Source organism: Arthrobacter sp. SE2, assembly GCF_058244265.1.
Map to the genome: position 1 here is coordinate 13,077 of NZ_JBZAYA010000017.1, position 20,288 is coordinate 33,364.

General features: G+C 64.3%; 17 protein-coding genes and 5 tRNA genes. 18 read left to right on the top strand and 4 right to left on the bottom strand.

Annotated elements, in window-relative coordinates; genetic code table 11:
* Positions 1-65: 65 nt before the first annotated feature.
* Positions 66-140 (bottom strand) — tRNA-Val (locus AC4CS3_RS19070).
* 261 nt (positions 141-401) lie between these two features.
* Between AC4CS3_RS19070 and AC4CS3_RS19075 the strand changes: the two genes are divergently transcribed.
* The 6 genes from AC4CS3_RS19075 to AC4CS3_RS19100 all read left to right on the top strand — a co-directional run bounded on the left by AC4CS3_RS19075 (position 402) and on the right by AC4CS3_RS19100 (position 4,231).
* Positions 402-474, top strand: a tRNA-Gly gene (locus tag AC4CS3_RS19075).
* 55 nt (positions 475-529) lie between these two features.
* Positions 530-600 (top strand) — tRNA-Cys (locus AC4CS3_RS19080).
* A 41-nt stretch (positions 601-641) separates the two neighbouring features.
* Positions 642-731 (top strand) — tRNA-Val (locus AC4CS3_RS19085).
* Positions 732-787: 56 nt separating this feature from the next.
* A tRNA-Gly gene (locus tag AC4CS3_RS19090) sits at positions 788-863 on the top strand.
* Between the two features lie 258 nt (positions 864-1,121).
* The gene (locus AC4CS3_RS19095) at positions 1,122-2,549 is read left to right on the top strand and encodes an amino acid permease (RefSeq protein ID WP_441413326.1); all 1,428 of its coding nucleotides are present in this window, start codon (positions 1,122-1,124) and stop codon (positions 2,547-2,549) included.
* A 464-nt stretch (positions 2,550-3,013) separates the two neighbouring features.
* A complete protein-coding gene (locus tag AC4CS3_RS19100) occupies positions 3,014-4,231 on the top strand; it encodes a benzoate/H(+) symporter BenE family transporter (protein ID WP_490784741.1) in 1,218 nt (405 codons plus the stop codon).
* A gap of 34 nt (positions 4,232-4,265) precedes the next feature.
* Here the strand turns inward: AC4CS3_RS19100 and zapE are convergent, their stop codons facing one another.
* Complete coding sequence (zapE, locus tag AC4CS3_RS19105; RefSeq protein WP_490784742.1) at positions 4,266-5,303, bottom strand: cell division protein ZapE; 1,038 nt, start codon at positions 5,301-5,303, stop codon at positions 4,266-4,268.
* A 209-nt stretch (positions 5,304-5,512) separates the two neighbouring features.
* Between zapE and AC4CS3_RS19110 the strand changes: the two genes are divergently transcribed.
* Genes AC4CS3_RS19110 through ybaK form a run of 3 tightly spaced genes read left to right on the top strand, consistent with a single transcriptional unit; the run spans position 5,513 to position 7,457 of the window.
* Complete coding sequence (locus AC4CS3_RS19110) at positions 5,513-6,436, top strand: sulfurtransferase (protein ID WP_490784743.1); 924 nt, start codon at positions 5,513-5,515, stop codon at positions 6,434-6,436.
* Positions 6,437-6,492: 56 nt separating this feature from the next.
* Entirely contained in the window at positions 6,493-6,948 is a 456-nt protein-coding gene (locus tag AC4CS3_RS19115; RefSeq protein ID WP_345446647.1) for a SufE family protein, read from the top strand.
* 17 nt (positions 6,949-6,965) lie between these two features.
* Positions 6,966-7,457, top strand: coding sequence for a Cys-tRNA(Pro) deacylase (gene ybaK, locus AC4CS3_RS19120; RefSeq protein ID WP_490784744.1), 492 nt, complete (start codon positions 6,966-6,968; stop codon positions 7,455-7,457).
* 49 nt (positions 7,458-7,506) lie between these two features.
* Here ybaK and AC4CS3_RS19125 read toward each other — a convergent pair whose 3' ends face one another.
* Complete coding sequence (locus tag AC4CS3_RS19125; RefSeq protein WP_490784745.1) at positions 7,507-8,757, bottom strand: alpha/beta hydrolase family protein; 1,251 nt, start codon at positions 8,755-8,757, stop codon at positions 7,507-7,509.
* Between the two features lie 142 nt (positions 8,758-8,899).
* Here AC4CS3_RS19125 and AC4CS3_RS19130 point away from each other — a divergent pair, with 142 nt between their 5' ends.
* The 9 genes from AC4CS3_RS19130 to AC4CS3_RS19170 all read left to right on the top strand — a co-directional run bounded on the left by AC4CS3_RS19130 (position 8,900) and on the right by AC4CS3_RS19170 (position 19,202).
* On the top strand, positions 8,900-9,391 hold the full coding sequence (locus tag AC4CS3_RS19130) for a hypothetical protein (protein ID WP_236817103.1): 492 nt from the start codon (positions 8,900-8,902) through the stop codon (positions 9,389-9,391).
* A gap of 13 nt (positions 9,392-9,404) precedes the next feature.
* Positions 9,405-9,896, top strand: coding sequence for a peptide-methionine (R)-S-oxide reductase MsrB (msrB, locus tag AC4CS3_RS19135; RefSeq protein WP_490784746.1), 492 nt, complete (start codon positions 9,405-9,407; stop codon positions 9,894-9,896).
* Between the two features lie 214 nt (positions 9,897-10,110).
* Entirely contained in the window at positions 10,111-11,481 is a 1,371-nt protein-coding gene (locus AC4CS3_RS19140; protein ID WP_490784747.1) for a DUF6421 family protein, read from the top strand.
* Positions 11,478-12,209, top strand: a complete 732-nt coding sequence (locus AC4CS3_RS19145; protein WP_490784748.1) for an SDR family oxidoreductase — start codon at positions 11,478-11,480, stop codon at positions 12,207-12,209. Before AC4CS3_RS19140 ends, AC4CS3_RS19145 begins: the two co-directional genes overlap by 4 nt.
* 9 nt (positions 12,210-12,218) lie before the next feature.
* Complete coding sequence (locus AC4CS3_RS19150; RefSeq protein ID WP_490784749.1) at positions 12,219-13,331, top strand: threonine aldolase family protein; 1,113 nt, start codon at positions 12,219-12,221, stop codon at positions 13,329-13,331.
* A gap of 61 nt (positions 13,332-13,392) precedes the next feature.
* Entirely contained in the window at positions 13,393-14,058 is a 666-nt protein-coding gene (locus AC4CS3_RS19155) for a DUF3000 domain-containing protein (protein WP_490784750.1), read from the top strand.
* A gap of 69 nt (positions 14,059-14,127) precedes the next feature.
* A complete protein-coding gene (locus AC4CS3_RS19160; protein WP_490784751.1) occupies positions 14,128-15,480 on the top strand; it encodes an HRDC domain-containing protein in 1,353 nt (450 codons plus the stop codon).
* 282 nt (positions 15,481-15,762) lie between these two features.
* The gene (locus AC4CS3_RS19165) at positions 15,763-17,055 is read left to right on the top strand and encodes a thiolase family protein (protein ID WP_490784752.1); all 1,293 of its coding nucleotides are present in this window, start codon (positions 15,763-15,765) and stop codon (positions 17,053-17,055) included.
* Positions 17,052-19,202 (top strand): 3-hydroxyacyl-CoA dehydrogenase NAD-binding domain-containing protein, encoded by a 2,151-nt coding sequence (locus AC4CS3_RS19170; RefSeq protein WP_490784753.1) that lies wholly within the window; start codon positions 17,052-17,054, stop codon positions 19,200-19,202. Before AC4CS3_RS19165 ends, AC4CS3_RS19170 begins: the two co-directional genes overlap by 4 nt.
* Here the strand turns inward: AC4CS3_RS19170 and AC4CS3_RS19175 are convergent.
* Complete coding sequence (locus tag AC4CS3_RS19175; RefSeq protein WP_490784754.1) at positions 19,199-20,284, bottom strand: nucleoside hydrolase; 1,086 nt, start codon at positions 20,282-20,284, stop codon at positions 19,199-19,201. The genes AC4CS3_RS19170 and AC4CS3_RS19175 overlap by 4 nt on opposite strands.
* Positions 20,285-20,288: the final 4 nt, after the last annotated feature.

The window sequence follows — 20,288 nt, forward strand, 5'->3', positions numbered from 1 at the left end:
ACTCGTGGGCAACGACAAGAGGTCCTGTGCGAAACATGAACAATGTTTCGCACAGGACCTCTTCTTGGTGGGCGATACTGGGTTCGAACCAGTGACCTCTTCGGTGTGAACGAAGCGCGCTACCACTGCGCCAATCGCCCGTGCACAAGAAGACTAGCCGACCCCGGCCGGAATTCAAAAATCCGGAAAGTATCGGCTCGACCGACTAGGCAACAAACCAGGAAAAGGCCTACGAATCACACTGGTGTAATTCGCAAAATCCGCGCCAATTCAAGGAACTTAAGCCCATTGCCTACGATTCGGACAGATCGATTTGGAGTTTCCCGGAACCTCCTATAGAGTTTTTACTCGTCGGAAAGCGACGGAATGCCCCCTGCGGGCAGGCCGCCGAAGAAGACTATGCGGACGTAGCTCAGCTGGTAGAGCACCACCTTGCCAAGGTGGATGTCGCGAGTTCGAATCTCGTCGTCCGCTCGCAGGACACTGTCACGGCATTGATTTCTTGGAACCCCAGGAATAGTGCTTACACGGTGGGTTGGCCGAGAGGCGAGGCAGCGGCCTGCAAAGCCGTATACACGGGTTCGAATCCCGTACCCACCTCGGTGAAAACCTTGGTTTCCGGTCCAGGCCGGATTGCATTTGGGCGATTGGCGCAGCGGTAGCGCGCTTCCCTGACACGGAAGAGGTCACTGGTTCGATNNACACTGGTTCGATCCCAGTATCGCCCACCAAGGCAAGGCAACTTGCTTGTTGATGAGAGTCCGGCCTCACCGGATGATCGTCATGTGCGGACGTAGCTCAGCTGGTAGAGCACCACCTTGCCAAGGTGGATGTCGCGAGTTCGAATCTCGTCGTCCGCTCCATTTCCTCGACATCTGGCCAGCGCCGCTGGTCAAAAGCAGTGACACCGCCCAAGCAGCTCCGCCGGAGCTGCTTTTTTTGTGCCCGCAGACGCCCATCACCCGCGCCCCCTACTCAAAAGATCAGCAAAACCGATCAATACCACTCAGCAAAAATCACTTTATCCAATGTGATTCCTATCGCATACTTTCTTCAGTCCCAATTCGTCCACGCCCACACGCAGGAGCACGGTGAATCAACAAACAGTCGTTCGTTCGATCATGAGAAAGAAACCCATTGACGACATCGAGGAGGAAAGCAAGCACAGCGGGCTCTTCAAAAGCCTGGGCCTCTGGCAACTGACAGCCATCGGCGTCGGCGGCATCATCGGCGTCGGGATCTTCTCCCTGGCCGGGCTCGTGGCGCATGGAAGCGCGGACACCCCGGGTGTCGGCCCCGCAGTGCTGATCTCGTTCCTGGTCGCGGGCCTTGCCTCAGCGGCCGCGGCACTTTCCTATGCCGAATTCGCCGGCATGATCCCCCGCGCCGGATCCGCCTATACCTATGGCTACGTTGCCCTTGGCGAGGTCATCGGCTGGTTCATCGGCTGGGACCTCCTGCTGGAGTACATCGCAATCGTCGCCGTCGTCGCGATCGGCATTTCCGGCTACTTCGACGCGTTCCTTTCCGGGATCGGCGTCCACATGCCGGCGTGGATGACCTCGACGGCGGACGAAGGACATGGCGGCATCATCAACCTGCCGGCCATCCTGGTCTGCCTGCTGGTCACCTGGATCCTGTCGCGTGGAACCAAAGCCTTCGGCCGCTTCGAACTCGTGGCGGTGGCCATCAAGGTGGTCCTGATCCTGTTCATCATCGGCCTGGGCATCTTCTACATCAACACGAACAACTACAATCCGTTCATGCCCAGCGGCTTCGGCCCGGTGGTGGCCGGTTCGGCGACCGTGTTCTTCGCGGTGTTCGGCTACGACGCCATGAGCACCGCGGCCGAGGAAGCCAAGGACGGCAAGAAGCACATGCCCAAGGCAATCGTGCTCTCCCTTGTCATCGCGATGCTTCTCTACGTTGCGGCGACCCTGGTGCTCACCGGCATGCAGAACTACAAGGACATCAACCCGACGGCCGGTTTCGCCTCCGCCTTCAGCAGTGTGGGCCTACCTGTCATCGCCACCATCATCTCGGTGTTCGCCGTGCTGTCGATCCTCACCGTGATGTTGACCTTCCTGCTCGGCGTTACTCGAGTCTGGTTCTCCATGAGCCGCGACGGTCTGCTCCCGGGCTGGTTTGCCAAGACGGACCGCCATGGCACCCCGCAGCGCGTCACCTGGATTGCGGGCATTACGTCAGCTTTCCTGGCGGGCGTGTTCCCCATCAAGGCCGTTGCGGACCTGACCAACATCGGCATCCTGGCCGCGTTCGTCGTCGTCTGCCTCTCGGTCATCATTTTCCGGTACAAGAAGCCGGACGCGCCGCGTACCTTCCGGCTACCATTCATGCCGCTGGTTCCCGCGTTCGGCATGCTGGCATCCGCCTTCCTCATGACCCAGTTGCACTGGGAAACCTGGCTTCGCTTTGTCGTGTGGCTGGTCATCGGACTGGTCATCTACTTCGGCTACGGTCGCAAGCATTCGCTCATGAATCCGGACAGTCCGCGCCACCATGAGCTTTCTCCCGACAAGCAGCTGTGACCCCCTCGAAAATTCGTTTGACATCCCAGTCAAAATTTTTCCTTGGCACCTCCAAGGTCTCGGGTTAGGATCGAAAACGGAGGAGCGAACTGGCTCCGTGATTGAAGGGAGGTGCCCGTGGGATTATTTGACGATCTGAAGGGCAAAGTTCAGGACCTCGTTGGTGGCAAGGAAGAAGCCATCAAGGACGGCATCGAATAGGCCGCCGATTTTATCGACGACTAGATGCGGTTCAGAGAGCCGCTTCCGAGTTCGTGGGCAACCTCGACGGTTTGCTGTAAGGGCTACGGCCTGGACAGCTCCCTCCGCCAATGAGGCTCCGTAGCCGGTCCAACCGGCCAGAGCTCCCGAATACAGTTACGTCAACGGGGCACCGGTCCCGCCGCGAGGCGCCGCCGGTGCCCTTGGCGTTTAACCGTGGTCGCCTCGGCAGGCGGGCCACGGCTCCGGTAACGTGATGGACTATGCCAGCGTCATCTCTCCACACCGGACAGTCACGTCCAGCCACCGCTTCCCGGCAGCTCTCCCGTCCGCTCGTGGCCGGAATTGTGACCGCGCTGGTCGGCTTCACCTCATCCTTCGCGGTGGTACTCGCAGGCCTCCGGGCGGTCGGGGCCACACAGGAACAGGCCGCCAGCGGTCTCCTGGCCCTCACCCTCACCTTCGGGCTCGGCGTGCTCTGGCTGTCCTGGCGGTCGCGCTTGCCTGTCACGCTTGCATGGTCGACGCCTGGTGCGGCGCTGCTCGCAGGAACCGGAGTGCCCGACGGCGGGTGGCCGGCCGCCGTCGGCTCCTTCCTCATCGCTGGTGTGCTGATCGCCCTGACGGGGCTCATCCCGGCCCTTGGAAAGCTGATGGCGAAGATTCCCACGGCCCTCGCGCAGGCGATGCTGGCCGGAGTGCTCCTGTCCCTCTGCCTCGCCCCGTTCAAAGCCTTGGGCACCGCTCCCCTATTGGTGGCTCCCGTGATCCTCTGCTGGCTGGTCATGATGAAGCTGGCGCCCCGCTGGTCGGTACCTGCCGCGCTGATGGTGGCTCTCGCGGTTATCGGAATCTACATCGTCGTCAACGGCGTAAGCATCCCCACGAACCGGCTGTTGCCTGAATTGCATTGGACCACTCCCGCTTTCACGCTCAGCACGGTGGCCGGCATCGCCTTGCCCTTGTTCATTGTCACCATGGCATCCCAGAACATTCCGGGGGTGGCAGTGCTGAAGTCCTTCGGCTACACCGTCCCGTGGCGCCAGTCGATGCTGGTGACAGGCGCAGGGACTGCGCTGGGGGCTCCCTTTGGCGGACATGCGATCAACCTAGCCGCGCTGAGCGCCGCGCTGGCTGCAGGAGAAGAAGCGGGTGAGGACAGGGGCCGGCGCTGGATCGCAGCCTTCACGTCAGGCCTGGCCTACCTCGTGCTGGCAGGCTTCTCCGCCGCGCTGGTAACGGTCGTGGCGGCGGCACCGCCAGGGCTCCTGGAAGCCGTCGCGGGCTTGGCGCTGCTGGGCACCCTGGCCTCAGCCATCGCTTCGGCCCTGGCTATTGCCGAAGAACGCATCGGAGCCTCCGTGACGTTCCTGATCGCCGCCTCGGGCCTCAGCTTCGCAGGGATCGGCGCCGCGTTCTGGGCGCTTGCCGCCGGAATCCTGGTGCGTTGGGTCCTCAAGACGAGGGAACCCCAAAAGTAGAGCGGCGTCTCTGATTCTTACCAAGGCTCGTGTTCTACGAAGGCTCGTGGTTTTGGCCCTCACGCGCCAAGGCGGTCAGACGGGACACGGCGCGGAAGTACTTCTTCATGTACCCGCCGGTCATCATTTCCTCCGTGAAGAGCTTGTCGAAGGGCACGCCGCTGGCGAGGATCGGGACGTCCTTGTCGTACAAACGGTCGGCCAGCACCACGAAGCGAAGGGCGACTGCCTGCTCTGTAATGGTTTCGACGTCACGCCAGACAACCGCATCGATTCCTGCGATCAGCTTGCGATACCGGCTGGGGTGGACACCGGCCAGGTGGTCGATCAGGCCGCGGAAGTCGTCCACGGCCACGGTCTGGCCATCGAACTCGGCGTGCATCTGCCGCTTGAGGTCTTCGGTCTTCAAGGGTGCCGGAGCTGCGGGCAAGCCGCGGTGCCGGAAGTCTTCCCCGTCGATCCTGACAACATCGAACTGGTCCGCGAGGACCTGGATCTCCCGCTGGAAGTCGACGGCCGCAAAGCGGCCGTCCCCCAGTGAACCAGGCAGAGTGTTGGACGTGGCAGCAAGCTTCACACCGGCGTCGGACAATTCACGCATGAGGCGGGACATCAGCACCGTGTCGCCCGGATCGTCGAGCTCAAATTCGTCGATGCAGACAAGCTTGTAGGTGCTCAAAGCCTCCACGGTCTTCCGGAAGGACAGAGCACCCACCAGGTTGGTGTACTCCACGAACGTCCCGAAGGCTTTCGGTCCCGGAGCCGAGTGCCACAGTGAAGCCAGCAGGTGGGTCTTTCCGACGCCGAATCCGCCGTCGAGGTAGATCCCGGCCCTGCTGTTGACCTTCTTGCTGAAAAGGCGCTTGAACAGGCCGTCTCCGTCGCCGGCCCCCACTGTCGCCCCAAACGCTTCCAGGGACTTGACCGCTGCCGCTTGGCTGGGCTGGTTCGGATCAGGCCGGTAGCTCTTGAAGGACACCTCTCCGAACCGTGGCGAAGGGTAGAAACCCTTGAGAATCTCATCCGCTGAGACCGCCGGCGTGCGAGCGGCGAGCTGTTCGATCTGTACCAATGCGGTCCGTTCTTCGTGTCGTAAGTCCCCAGCAAGAATACCGGCAATGCCACGCCCCGGGCGGACACGTGATGAAGGCCATATTTCACCATATGAACGGGGAGGAGCTTTAGTCCCCGGCCCTCGATACTGTGGGATTAATGCCCGGGCACGTCTTATCGCCCGGCGCCGCCCGGTGTCAGTGAAAGTGTCAGTGAAAGGCCATACCAATGTCCTACCCCGTTGAACAGAACGAGAAGTTCGCCGCGTACGCCCACCCCGAACGTCTGGTGTCCACCGAGTGGCTTGCCGCAGCCCTTGAGGGCGGCGCGCTCGGCGACGGCAAGCTGGTTGTTGTCGAATCCGACGAAGACGTCCTCCTGTACGAGACCGGCCACATTCCGGGCGCAGTCAAGATCGACTGGCACACGGACCTGAACGATGAAGTCACCCGCGATTACGTCGACGGTGAAGCGTTCGCAGCCCTGGCAGCCGCCAAGGGCATCTCGCGGGACACCACCGTGGTGATCTACGGCGACAAATCCAACTGGTGGGCCGCTTACGCCCTCTGGGTTTTCACGCTCTTCGGCCACGAAGACGTCCGGCTCCTGGACGGCGGCCGCGACAAGTGGATCGCCGAGGGCCGCGAAGTCACCACCGACGTCCCCCAGCCCGCCCCGGGCGACTACCCCGTGATCGAACGGAACGACGCCCCGATCCGTGCCTTCAAGGATGACGTGCTGGCGCACTTCGGCAAGCCGCTGATCGACGTCCGCTCCCCCGAGGAATACACCGGCCAGCGCACCCACATGCCGGCTTACCCCGAAGAGGGCGCCCTGCGCGGGGGCCACATCCCCACCGCAGCTTCCATCCCGTGGGCACGCGCCGCTGCCGAAGACGGCACGTACCGTAACCGGACCGAACTCGAGGCGCTCTATCTCGGGGAAGCCGGCCTCACGGAAGGCGACGACGTCGTGGCCTACTGCCGCATCGGCGAACGTTCCAGCCACACTTGGTTCGCCCTGAAGTACCTTCTTGGTTTCGAAACGGTCCGCAACTACGACGGTTCCTGGACGGAGTGGGGGAATGCCGTGCGCGTCCCGATCGTCAAGGGCGCTGAGCGGGGATCCGTTCCCGTACTCGCCGGAAAGTAGTCCGGAATTGAAGCAACGGGGGCCAGACCGGCACGGACTTGCGTAAGCTGGAAGTGATGAGTACCAATACCTTGCCCTCCGCACTGGCGGAAATTGTCGATGACTTCCAGGCATTGACCGAGCCCGACCGCCTTCAGCTGTTGCTTGATTTCTCGCGCGGGCTCCCGGCCTTGCCGGAACGGCTGCTGGATCACCCTGAACTCCTGGAGCAGGTGGTGGAGTGCCAGTCGCCGCTGTTCCTGACCATTGAGCAGGAAAAGAAGCCCGACGGCGTCGCTTACCGTTTGTTCTTCAAGGCACCGCCGGAAGCGCCCACGACGCGCGGCTTTGCTGGCGTTTTGCACGAAGGCCTAGACGGGCTGACCGCCGCGGAGATCCTCGCCGTTCCGGATGACATGCCGGAACTGTTGGGCCTCACCCGGGCAATCACGCCGCTGCGCATGCGCGGCATGACGGCCATGTTGGGTCGGATCAAGCGCAAAGTCGCTGCGGCGGACCGCTTGTTGTCCTGATCCGGGATACCCAGCGAATGGCCAAGAAACAGGCTTCACAGGGAACGCCGGCCACAGCCGTACTGGCTGCGGCCGGCGTTCCCTTCACCCTGCACCCCTATGCGCATGATCCTTCGGCCGCGAGCTACGGGCTTGAGGCTGCCGAGGTCCTGGGTATCGATCCCGGCAGGGTCTTCAAGACCTTGATGGTGGACATTGAAGGCAAGCTCGCGGTGGGCATCGTCCCGGTGAGTGGCACCCTCGACCTCAAGGCAATCGCAGCGGCTCTCGGATCCAAGAAGGCAACCATGGCCGATCCCAAAATGGCCGAGCGACGCACCGGCTATGTCCTGGGCGGGATTTCCCCGCTGGGCCAACGCCAGCCATCGCCCACTGTGCTCGACGAATCGGCGTTGGCCTTCGGCACGGTCCTGGTTTCCGGTGGACGCCGCGGCCTGGACATTGAGCTGGATCCCGCAGACCTTATCCGGCTGACCCGCGCCCGGACTGCCCCGATCGGCAACCCTTAGGAAACTCCGGGGCCAGCGCAGGTACTCTCAAGCGGCGTCCGGCCCGTTCTCAATCCGACACCGGCCCGCCACGGGGCGTGAGGTGCGGAGCGAGCCATGAGCGGACCAGCCGTTCCCATTTCTGGGGATCCACGTTCCACTCTTTCGTGTGGCGCGCGCCCTCGAAAGGCTCAAAGGTGACCATATCCGGATTCTTTTCGGCGAGGCTGGCCGAGGGTTCGTAGGGGACGTACTCATCATCCACGCTGTGGAGCACCAGCGTCGGGGTCCGCAGTTCGACGGCTCGGGCATCCCAGTCCATTGCCTTCAAGTCGACGGGCGCGGCCAGGCCGGTGAGGCGCCGGCCCAACGGGTGCCCCAACATCAACTGCCCGTAACGGCCCACGGCGTAGGGGATCCTGTTGATCTGCGCGTGGTGCGCCAGGACATTGACCCAGTTGATCACCGGCGCGTCCAGGACCATGGCCCTGATCACGTGCCTGTTGTGCGAAAGATCGGCCGTCTGCAGGCAGATCGCCCCGCCCATAGACCATCCGAACAACACCACTTCGTGGGCGCCTTGGGCGAGTGCGTACTCAATGGCGGCGTCGACGTCGTGCCATTCCGTAGAGCCCAGGCCGTAACGCCCGTCCGGGGCAGAGGGGGCCAGGCCGTCGTTCCGGTAGGAAACCAGCAGGCTGTCGAGTCCAAGATCGTGCGCGACGCGCACTGCGCGCAAGCCTTCGAGGCGGGTCGCACCACGGCCATGGACCATGATGGCCCACACCTTCGCGGGCTTCCCTGCGGCTAACGGAACCAGCCAGGCAGGCGCCTGGCCACCCTCGACGTCGATCTGTATTTCTTGCGAATCCAGGCCAAGCGCCGCCGGGGAGTCGTAGACGGCACCGCTCCACCATCCGCGCCGGGCTGTGGCCAGATCCCCGCTGTAGACTTCCTCGACTTCGCGCTGCACCGTCCGCTCTGCGGGCGAATAGGACACGATCCTTCCGATCCGCGCGGCCCCTGTCCCGCCCGCGAAGAAGAGGCTGAACACTCCGTCGATGGTGGTGTCCGGGGTAGCCGCGAGGATGACCTGGAGCCCGTCGTCACGGCGCACCACCGCCAATACCTCCTGGTCGGCCTCGCGCGCCGAGGGGGTAATGACGCGCCTGGCGAAATAGGCAGCGAGCGCCGAAGACCCTGCGGCCAGCAAGCCGGCAATGCTGCTTCCTGCAACGATCCCCGCAACGGTCCATTTGGCGCGGGCGGACATTTTCGCGCCGTTCTCGACGGTTGGCGCAGCTCGGGTCATGGATGCCATGTGACCATTCTCCCGGTTGCGGGGCGGGTGTTCCGAACAGCGCCCTCCGTGGCGTTTCTTCCCGGGAGTCGACGCCGCGGCGAGAACAGAATTGCCGCACGAAACCATGCCTCAAGGCGCGGCTCAGGTCTACGCTGTAGCCATGAGTGAACCAATCGTCATCCTTACCGAAGAGCCTCTCGGCCCGGACGACCGCGTCAATATTGCCAAACTGATCGACGGCGGTGACTCGCCCCTGGTGGTGTTGGTCCCCGCGAACACGGAGCGGCACTTGTTGGTGGACTTCCTTGAGAATCTCTCCTTGCTTGAAATAGCCAAGGCATTCCGGGACCTGCTCGCGGAGGCGCCGGATCCCCAGTCGGAGCGGGCCCAGGCTGCCGAGACCTTGTCGGCGTCGCTCGGGGCCCTGGATGGGCTGGGTGGCGGGGTGACTGGTGAAATCGTCGACGGCGGTGCCGTGGCCGGCTTGGTGTCCAAGGTCAAGGCACTCAATGCCGCGCAGGCCGTCGTCGTCACCCGCCCTCACGCGATAGCCGATACGTTCCATACGGACTGGGCGAACAAGGCCCAGGACCAATTGGGGCTGCCCGTGCTGCATCTCTATGCGGGCTCGGGATTTATCGGCGACTCGTGAGCGTTGACAGAACATGAGCACTGCAGACAACAGGAAATACTTCCAAGCCGCGGACCCCTTGGCCGGGGTTCCCCACCAGGATGTCCCGAAGGACGGGCAATGCGCGGAGAAGACGGACGCGGAGTGGCGCGAGGAACTTAGCCCGGAGGAGTTCAGGGTCCTTCGCCAGGCCGGAACGGAACGCCCGTACACGGGTGAGTACTGGGACACCCATACGGCCGGCGTCTACCAATGCCGGGCGTGCGGCGCTGAGCTTTTCACGAGCAACGAGAAATTCGATTCCCATTGCGGCTGGCCGTCCTTCTGGGCACCACTCGCGGAAGGCACAGTCCGTTACATCCACGACCGTACTTTGGGAATGGAACGGGTGGAGGTCCGGTGCGCCAACTGCGATTCACACTTGGGACACGTTTTCGAGGGTGAGGGCTACGGCACACCTACTGACCAGCGGTATTGCATAAACTCCGTTTCGCTCAAGCTTGTCGAGACCCCTGCCGGGCAGTAGTCCGGGGCGATAATTCGAGCCCGGGCTCGCCACGCAAACGCCAAGCTACCGGCAGCCCCCCCAAGGCCAGCCCTCCCCGGGCTGGATCTTCCGGGGCCGTCGGAACCACTTGCGAAAGAGTTTCTTATGCTCGGGCCACTTTTGAATTAGCGACTCTGGCCGCTTGCTACGCTCGCCTCAGAACAATGATTCTTGAGGAAAGGCACCGTCGACGATGACCACCACCGTTACCACCACCCGTCCGCGCATCACCTCGGACAACCGGGACTGGATCTCCCTGAAAGCCGCAGCCACCGCCCTTCAGGCGTTCCAGAGCCAGGATGGTTCCATCCAGGATTCCCTCCACCATGAGGCTGCCCGGGCATACACGGCCACCATCATGGAGGCCATCACAAGCCTGGCTCCTGCGTTCCCCCATGACGCTGCCTATCTCGAACTCCTGGTCACGGATTTCGGCCGCTGGGCCGACGCCGGCTTCGGAGTCCCGGACTTCCTCGACTCGCTGCTGGCCTTCCAACCGCAGGAACACCGCGAGGACGGGCTCCAGCATCTCGTGGTCTTCCCCATGTACACCCAGAACGGCAGCACGAGCCGTCTTGTGGAAGCGGTCCTGATCGAGGTGATCTGGCCAGAGTTCATCGGCGCATTGGAGGCCGGCGACTACTCCAACAAGCTGTTCGTTCCCATCCGTTTCCTGGACTTCACCCCCGGGTACGACACCAATTCAGCCGTGCTCTTTCCCGAGACCGTCGCAGTGCGGGAAACGCCTGCCTTCACGTGGGGCGCCATCTTCGCCGACCGCGAGGCCGCCCGCTTCCGCCGCGTCCTCAAAGCAGCCGCCGCAACAACCTCCCTTGAGCTGCCCGCGGATGCCGCCGAGCTGTTGGATGACCAGGAACTCACGCAGCGGACCTTCGTCATGTGGGACCTGATCCATGACCGCACCCATATGCGCGGCGACCTTCCCTTCGATCCGTTCATGATCAAGCAGCGGATGCCGTTCTTCCTCTACTCGCTCGAAGAGCTCCGCTGCGACCTGACGGCATTCCGCGAATCCGTCAGGATCGAGAAGGACGAGGACGCTTCCCCCGACGCGCGGCGCCACGCGAAGCTCGTGCAGTACGCCGTCATCTTCGACCGCATCTTCCGCTTCGCGATCACGGGCAACCGGGTCCGCAACTACGACGGCCTGGGCGGCCAGCTCCTCTTCGCCTGGATGCACCAGCACCACGTCCTGCACTGGACCGACAGCAAGCTCAGCATCGACTGGGACGAGGCCGCCGACGTCGTCGTCGAGCTCGGTGCCCGGATCGAGGAACTGTACTGGCGCTCCATCGACCGCCCCAAGGCCGCCCACTGGCTCGCAGCGTATAAGCTCATTTCCGGTACGGTCACTCCGCACCCGGCTTCGGTCTGGGCGAAGGGCCCAGAGGCACTGCCGCTCGACGGGCCGCCCCGCGGCCTCACCGACCAGGTCCTCGACGACGAATTCCCCCTGTCCATGTTCTACGAAGCACTGGAGAAGAAAATGCGTCCGATCATCGAATCAACCACCGGTATCACCGGGCAGACCGCAGCCTCATGACCGGCGGACCGCTGACTGTCGTCGTCACAGGTGGCAGCAACTCTTCCGGCATCGCCGTGGCCCGCGCCTTCGCGCTGGCCGGGCACCGGGTCTTCACCATCGGCTCGAACGAGGCCCGCATCAAGGCCGCAGCGGCCGAAGCGGGCGACGACGTCACTCCCCTGGTATGCGATCTTTCCCGGCTGGAGTCCGTCCGCGAACTCGCCTCGGAGATCCACGGGAGCACCGAAAGGGTCGACGGCGTCATCCACCTGGTGGGCGGGTGGCGCGGAGCCAAGGGAATCGAAGACCAGCCGGATGAAGACTGGGCCGCCCTTGAGCAAAGCGCCGTCACCACCCTGAGAAACGTTTCCCGGGTCTTCTACAAGGATCTCGCCTCCTCCCCCACGGGTCGTTTCGCCATGGTGAGTTCGACGGCGGTCGCCGCACCTACCGCCGGGGCCGCCACCTACGCGGCGGCCAAGGCTGCCGCGGAGACCTGGACCCTGGCCGTGGCTGACGGGTTCCGCCGCGATCAATCAGGCAATAAGGACGAACCCACGGAGCAGCACAGCGCGGCCGTCGTCTTTGTGGTCAAGTCGCTCTTGGACGCGGCGATGCGGCGGGAACACCCGGAGCGGAAATTCCCCGGATACACGGACGTAGAGGACTTGGCGGCGGCCGCCGTCGGGCTCTTCGACAAGCCGGCAGCGGAACTGAACGGACAGCGCCTCCTCCTGGCCAAATAGACTGAAAGCGTGAATGAACAAGTGACGAGCACCACAGAAGAATTCCCGGCTGCCCTCGATACGGAAGCCAGTGGACGACTCCACGACCCCTCCGTCCGCGGTTTCGCCTCGGACAACTACTCCGGCGTCCACCCTGAAATCCTGGCGGCCCTTGCCGCAGCCAACGGAGGCCACCAGGTCTCTTATGGGGAGGACCAGTACACGGAACGGCTCCACGAAGTCATGGAGCAGCACTTCGGCGCAGGCATCGAGTGCTTCCCCGTCTTCAACGGCACCGGTGCGAATGTGTTGTCCCTGCAGTCGCTGCTGCCGCGTTGGGGTGCCGTCATCTGCGCCTCGACCGCCCACATCAACATGGACGAGAACGGCGCGCCGGAGCGGATCGGCGGCATCAAGCTCCTCCAGGTCCCGACGTCGGACGGCAAGCTGACTCCGGAATTGATCGACCGCGAAGCCTGGGGCTGGGGCGACGAGCACCGCGCGCAACCCTTGGCCGTCTCCATCACGCAGACAACGGAACTCGGCACGTGCTACACCCCGGAGGAAATCCGGGCGATCGCCGACCACATCCACGCCAAGGGCATGAAACTGCACATGGACGGCGCCCGGCTCGCCAATGCGGCCGCCCACCTTGGCGTGCCGTTGCGGACTTTCACCCGCGACGCCGGCGTGGACATTTTGTCCTTCGGCGGCACCAAGAACGGGCTGCTGTTCGGCGAGGTAGTGGTCGCCCTGAATCCGGAAGCCGCCCACGGGCTGAAGTTCCTGCGCAAGATGAACATGCAACTGGCCTCCAAGATGCGCTTCATTTCGGCCCAGTTCATCGCGCTTCTGGAGTCCGGGCTGTGGCTTCGCTCTGCGGAACACGCAAATGCCATGGCCTCGCGGTTGCGTGCGGCAGTCGACTCGATCGAGGGTGTGGAGCCTACGCAGGCCACGGAGTCCAACGGCGTCTTCGCGGTCCTGCCCGCCGGCGTCGCCGATCGCCTCCGCTCCTCGTTCAAGTTCTACGACTGGAACGAAGCGAACCGCGAGGTGCGCTGGATGTGTTCCTTCGACACCACCGAAGAGGACATCGATTCCTTCGTTGCCGCAATCAAGCGCGAACTGGCGTCCGCATAGGGCACCGGACGGGGCGGCGTGGCTTCAAGGTTTCGCCGCCCCGGACACATAATCTGCGAAGGTGAACGCACTCGCACAGGTTCCCGCGGATTTCTTGCATGCGTTGGGAACGCTACGAAAAGCAAAGCGCCGGAGCGAGCTGCGGCTCGCGGAAATCCCGGCGCCCTCCCGCTTGGCGCCATACGCGGTGGCTTTAGGGGCAGAGGTCTTCAGCCGGTCGACCCGTCCCGGCCGGACCCCGGTCCATGGCCCTGCAGCCATGGCATTTTCCAGCGAGAACAACCCGGGATCCCCCGGTGCCGCCGATGACGAAGACGACGAGCTTGCAACAGGCAGGTTCATCTTGCTCCACGATCCCGACGGCTCGGCTGTATGGGACGGGGAATTCCGGATCGTCACCTATATCCGGGCCCAGCTGGAAGCCGACATGGGCAACGACGCCATGCTCGGTTCCGTTGCGTGGACATGGCTCGTGGACGCGCTTGAGAACCATTCAGCCCAGTACCGCGCAGCGGGCGGAACGGCCACGCGCATCCTGTCCGAGAGCTTCGGGACTCTGGCCGATAGACCGGAAACCATCGACATCGAACTCCGTGCCTCGTGGACACCTGCGTCTTCAGATGTCCAGGCCCACCTGGAGGCATGGTGCGACATGGTCTGCACGTTCGCGGGACTGCCTCCCCTGCCGCCCGGCGTCACTCCCTTGCCTAATCGGCGGCTCACATGAAGGCCGTGAACGTCCGCTGTAATCCCCGGCCGGACCGGCCGAGCACAGAGTCGGTAAACTGAAGGCACCATGACCCCTGAAAATCTGGAACCCACCACAGCCGGCGCTCCGGCTGCTGATCCCACACCACACATCACGGTAGACGGCTTCGAAGGCCGGATACCTGAGATCATCGACCTGGATGCCCCGCGCGAGGGCGTGCCGCTTGTCATCGACACCCTGTCCGGCCTGGAGCGGTGCGCCGTTGCCATCGCCGCAGGATCCGGCCCCGCCGGGGTCGACGCCGAACGCGCCTCCGGCTTCCGCTACGGGCAGCGTGCCTTCCTGGTGCAGATCAGGCGCGACGGCGCAGGCACTTGGCTGATCGACCCCGAGCCTTTCGATGACCTGAAGATCATCAACGAGGCGCTGCGCGGTGTCGAGTGGATCTTGCACGCCGCGACACAGGATCTTCCGTGCCTGGCCGAGCTTGGCATGTGGCCCGACAAGCTCTTCGACACGGAACTCGCCGCACGCCTTGCCGGACTGCCTCGTGTAGGCCTGGCAGCCGTCATCGAGCAACTCCTGGGCTTCGGCCTCGCCAAGGAACACTCTGCCGCCGACTGGTCCACCCGACCCCTCCCCGAACCCTGGTTGCGGTACGCGGCCCTCGACGTCGAAGTGCTCGCCGAATTGCGGGAAGAACTCATCGAACTCCTGGAAGCGGATGGCAAGCTGGAATTTGCCGAACAAGAATTTGCCGGCATCCTCGGAGCAGGCCTTCCGGCCGCGCGGGTGGACCCGTGGCGCAAGACCTCTGGACTGCACCAGATCCGTGACCGCCGTCAGTTGGCTGCCGTGCGCGAGCTTTGGTACGAACGGGATCAGCTCGCGCGGAAACGGGATGTTGCTCCCAGCCGACTCATTCCCGACTCTGCCTTGGTCGCCGCAGCCAAGGCCATGCCCACGACCGTTCCGCAGCTCCTGGCCACCAAGGGCTTCCACGGGCGGGCCGCACAGCGCGAAGCGCCACGCTGGCTGCGCTGCATTGCCGGCGCGAGGAACACCGAAGATCTTCCACCGCTGCATCTTCCAACCAACGCTCCCCCGCCACCGCGGGTCTGGACAGACCGCGATCCCGAAGCGGCAGCGCGCCTGGGGACCGCCCGTCCCCGGCTTCAAGAGGCGGCCGATGGGCTCAAGCTTCCCGTGGAGAACCTGCTCACTCCGGATTACATGAGGCGCGTGCTGTGGCGGCCGCCGTCGGACATCACTGTGGAGTCCGTATCCGAAGAGCTACGCGCTCTCGGCGCCCGCGAGTGGCAAATTGCCATCACGGCGCCGATCCTCGCCGAGGCGTCACTGAATCCGCAGCCGTTGCCGCCCAAGGAGCCCAAAGAGCCCCGAAACCCGCCGTCCCAGGAACGAACCCCGGCCCCCTAGACCAAGGTGCCCGCACTCCCTCCGTGACGCTCGCTCACATATGGACCCTTCAGACACGACGCCCGCTCACAAACAAGCCCTTCAGGCACAACGCTCGCTCACATCAACACCCTTTCCAAGGGAAATCCTCGGGTGATGTGAGCGAGGGTCCGCCGGAAACCCTTGATATGTGAGCGAGGGTCTCCTTGCGCGCTAAGTTACCGGCGAGTAACATGGCCGTCAATGACACCGGCTTCCCGTGTGAGGGCTGTCCGGCATCCATGTCTCAACGAGGAGCCCCACATGATCCAAACCCGGAACAGTGCCAAGCCGCGGGCAGTCCGTGACGTCGTCTTCGTGGACGGCGTCCGGACGCCATTCGGCAAAGCGGGCGAAAAAGGCATCTATGCGGGCACCCGTGCCGATGACCTCGTGGTCAAGTGCATCCGCGAACTGATGCGGCGTAACCCGGGCCTGCCCGCCGAACGCGTTGACGAAGTCGCCATCGCCGCCACGACCCAGACTGGCGACCAGGGCTTGACCATCGGCCGCACCGCGGCCCTCCTGGCAGGCCTCCCCCGCAGCGTGCCCGGCTTTGCGATCGACCGCATGTGTGCCGGAGCAATGACCGCGGTCACCACGACGGCGAGCGGCATCGGTTTCGGCGCGTACGACGTCGTGATTGCCGGCGGTGTGGAACACATGGGCAACCACCCCATGGGCGCCGGAGCGGATCCCAACCCCAGGTTCATGTCCGAGCGGATCGTTGATCCGGCCGCCCTGAACATGGGCAACACCGCGGAGAACCTGCACGACCGTTTCCCGTCGATCACCAAAGAGCGAACCGACACCTACGCCGCGGCCTCCCAGGCAAAGCTAGCCGCCGCCTACGGCAAGGGCCAGATCCAGCCCGACTTGGTCCCGGTTGCCACAATGAAGCCTGGACAAGGCTGGACAGTGAACACCGTCGACGAGCCGCCACGCCCCGGGACCACGGTGGATGACCTAGCGGAGCTGCGCACTCCGTTCAGGGCCCACGGCCAGGTCACCGCAGGCAATGCCGCCGGCTTGAACGACGGCGCGACGGCGGCAGTACTGGCCTCCGCGGAGGCTGCCGAGGAGCTCGGCCTGTCCGTGAAGATGCGCCTCGTCTCCTATGCCTTCGCCGGCGTCGAACCCGAAGTCATGGGAATCGGACCGGTCCCGGCCACCGAGAAGGCCCTCAAGAACGCCGGACTCGGCATCGAGGACATCGGCCTTTTCGAGATCAACGAGGCCTTCGCCGTTCAGGTCCTGAGCTTCCTGGACCACTTCGGAATCGCTGACGACGACCCGCGCGTCAACCGCTACGGCGGGGCAATCGCCGTCGGGCATCCCCTCGCATCGTCCGGCGTGCGGCTCATGAACCAATTGGCGCGCCAGTTCGAAGAAGACCCGTCAGTCCGGTACGGCATCACCACCATGTGCATCGGCCTGGGAATGGGCGCCACAGTAATCTGGGAGAACCCGCGTCACGAGGATTACAACAGCTACAGAGACTACGACAGCGCAACAGAGACCTCCGCCGACACCGAGAGCAAGGGAGCCGCAGCATGAGCGCCGCAGAATTCCAGAAACTGGCCGGACTGTTCCCGGACGAGACCGTGACCCACTCCTACGTCCAGGACATCGAACTCCCCGGCAACGCCGGAACGTTCGCCCTGATCACCCTCGACAACGGCCTGGACCACACCAAGCCCACCACCCTCGGACCCAATACCCTCGTCGAGCTCGGGACGGCACTTGAAGGGTTCAAGGATCGCGCTGCGCGCGGCGAGATCGCCGGCGTCGGCGTCACGGGCAAGCCGTACTTCCTGGTGGCCGGAGCGGACCTCTCAGCGGTCAAGCGGCTCGAAGAGCGCGAACACGGCCTGTGGATGGCGCAGCTTGGCCACGACGTCTACGCGACGCTCGCCGACCTGGGCGTTCCCAGCTTCGCCTTCATCAATGGCCTCGCGCTCGGTGGCGGCCTCGAAATCGCCCTCCAGTCCACCTACCGCACGGTTTCGACCGGCGCTGGCGCCCTCGCTTTGCCCGAAGCCTTCATCGGGCTCGTCCCCGGTTGGGGCGGCGTCTACATCCTGCCGCGACTCATCGGCCCGGAAAACGCCCTCAAGGTGATGATCGAGAACCCGCTGAGCAACAACCGCACGCTCACCGGCCCCCAGGCTTTCCAGTTCGGCATTGCCGACGCCATCTTCGAACCCGCGGATTTCGTGGAGCAGTCAATTGCCTGGGCCGCCAAGGTGATCGCGGGCGAGGTCGTCCCCGAACGGAGCAACTCCGTGGATCCGGCGGATCCCGCAGTTGCCGAACGCTGGGCCGGCGCTGTGGCAGCGGGCCGGGCGTTCGTGGAAGCCAAGACCTCGAACGCATCACCGGCTCCGGCCAAGGTGCTGGACATCCTCGAGGCCAACCGGACCATGGGCAAGGCGGAATCCGCGGCCCTGGAATGCGAGACACTCGCTGATTTGATGCAGACGGATGAGTTCCGCTCCACCGTCTACGCCTTCCTGGACCTCGTGCAGAAGCGGTCCAAACGTCCTGCCGGCGCGCCCGACCGCAAGCTCGCGCGCCCGGTGACGAAGATCGGCGTCGTCGGTGCCGGCCTGATGGCGAGCCAGCTCGCCCTGCTGTTCGCACGCCAGCTCAAAGTACCCGTGGTCCTCACGGACATCGACCAGGAGCGCGTGGACAAGGGAGTCGCCTACGTCCATGCGGAGGTGGACAAACTGCTCGGCAAGAAGCGGATCAGCTCCGACGCCGCCAACAGGACCAAAGCCCTCGTCAGCGGCTCCGTCTCCAAAGACTCATTCGCCGATGCCGACTTCGTCATTGAAGCAGTCTTCGAAGAACTCAATGTCAAGAAGCAGGTCTTCGCCGAAGTGGAGGCCATCGTCTCCCCCGAATGCATCCTCGCCACCAACACGTCCTCGCTGTCCGTGACCGCGATGGCCGAAGATCTCCAGCACCCGGAGCGCCTGGTCGGTTTCCACTTCTTCAACCCGGTTGCGGTCATGCCGCTCCTGGAGATCGTGCGTGCTCCGAAGACCGACGACGCCGTGCTGGCCACCGCGTTCGAGCTCGCCAAGGGCTTGAAGAAGACAGCCGTGCTCGTCAAGGATGCCGCCGCTTTCGTCGTCAACCGGATCCTGCTGCGGCTCATGGGCGAAGTCATTGCCGCGTTCGACGAAGGGACGCCGGCGGAAGTCGCCGACTCGGCGCTGCGCCCCATGGGCCTGCCGATGAGTCCTTTCACCCTCAGCGCGATGGTTGGCCTTCCGGTCGCCCAGCACGTCCAGGAATCGCTGCACGCTGCCTTCGGCGAGCGTTTTGCGGTCTCCCAGAACCTGCAGAAGTTGGTTGACAACGGTGTGAAGTCACTCTGGGCCCCGGGTCCTGAGGGAAAGCCGGTCATCCCGGCGGAGACGTTGGCGCTCATGTCCTTCGGCACCACTCCGTCCACGGCCGAGGAAGTCCTGCGTCGCACGCAGGACGCCTTGGCCGAGGAAATCGGGCTCATGCTGTCCGAAGGCGTGGTGGCAGGGCCGGAAGACATTGACCTCTGCGTCATCCTCGGCGCAGGCTGGCCGATGTTCCTGGGCGGAATCACACCCTACTTGGACCGGGTGGGCGCCTCCGAGCGTGTCAACGGCAAACGCTTCCTGGCACCCGGGATCGCGTCGAAACCGAACGCGGGCTAGCGTTCCCGCCCGCTAGGGTCCGGCAGCCTCCGGGCGAGGCCACCCAGTGAGCTCACCAATTCGGCAAGCGCCTCCCTTGGGTGGTTCTCCGAGACGATGCGCGCGTTGGAAGGCTCGCCCCACAGTCCGCGAAAGTCCGCCACGGTGGTCCCGATGAGCCTGGGGGCCGCTGTCTCGACGTGCACTGTTGCCGTGCGTGTACTGTACCTGGCGGGGCCGGCGGCGACGGACGCCGCGAAGTAGTCGTGGATGTGCGCCACATAGCCTTGGTCGTAACGGCGATGGAACTCGAAATAAAAGCGCAGCATATCGCTGAGGTGCCGCACGAGTTCATTCGAAGCGGTGCTGCGCCGCCCTTCGGGCTGTTCCGGACGGACAAGTTCCGGCTCCGTGCAGCCTGCCTCGGAAGCCAAGGCGGCCACGTGTTCGGGTGTCAGTTCGATCCGTTCCGTGGTCTCCAGGGCGCACACCACCGGCAGGCGTTCCTCAGGAAGTCCGGAGAACGCAGCAAACACCTCTGCCGCGGCGTGCGGATCAACGTGGGTGTTCCACTCGGCCGTCGGCGTCGTGTTGCCTTGGTAGTAGTAGCTGCCACCCATGATCACGACGCCGCGCAGCAGCTCCGGTAGCCGCGGCTCAGCCCGCAGGGCGAGGGCGAAGTTGGTGAGCGGGGCCGTCATCAGGGCGGTCAGCTCCCCCGGCCGTGACCGTGCCGCTTCGACCCAGAGCGCGACGGCGTCGGCGTCGTGCACTTTTCCGTGCGGTTCCGGCAGCTCGGCGTAGCCGACGCCTTGGGGCCCGTGGGTTTCGGGCGTGGTGGTGAGCGGGATCCGCAGCGGAGCCCGGGCACCGATGGCGACGGGCACGTCGGGGCGGCCGCACAGCTCGAGCAGGGACAGGTTGTTGCGTGCCACTTGCTCCGCTGCGACGTTGCCCGGGGTGCTGCTCACGGCTATCAGCTCGACATGGGGCTGGCTGCAGAGGTAGGCCAGGGCGAGGGCGTCGTCGATTCCTGTGTCGCAGTCCACGAGCAGGCTCACGGGCTCGCGCTGGCCTGCAACCGCTGCCTGCTCCCCGCTCATGGAA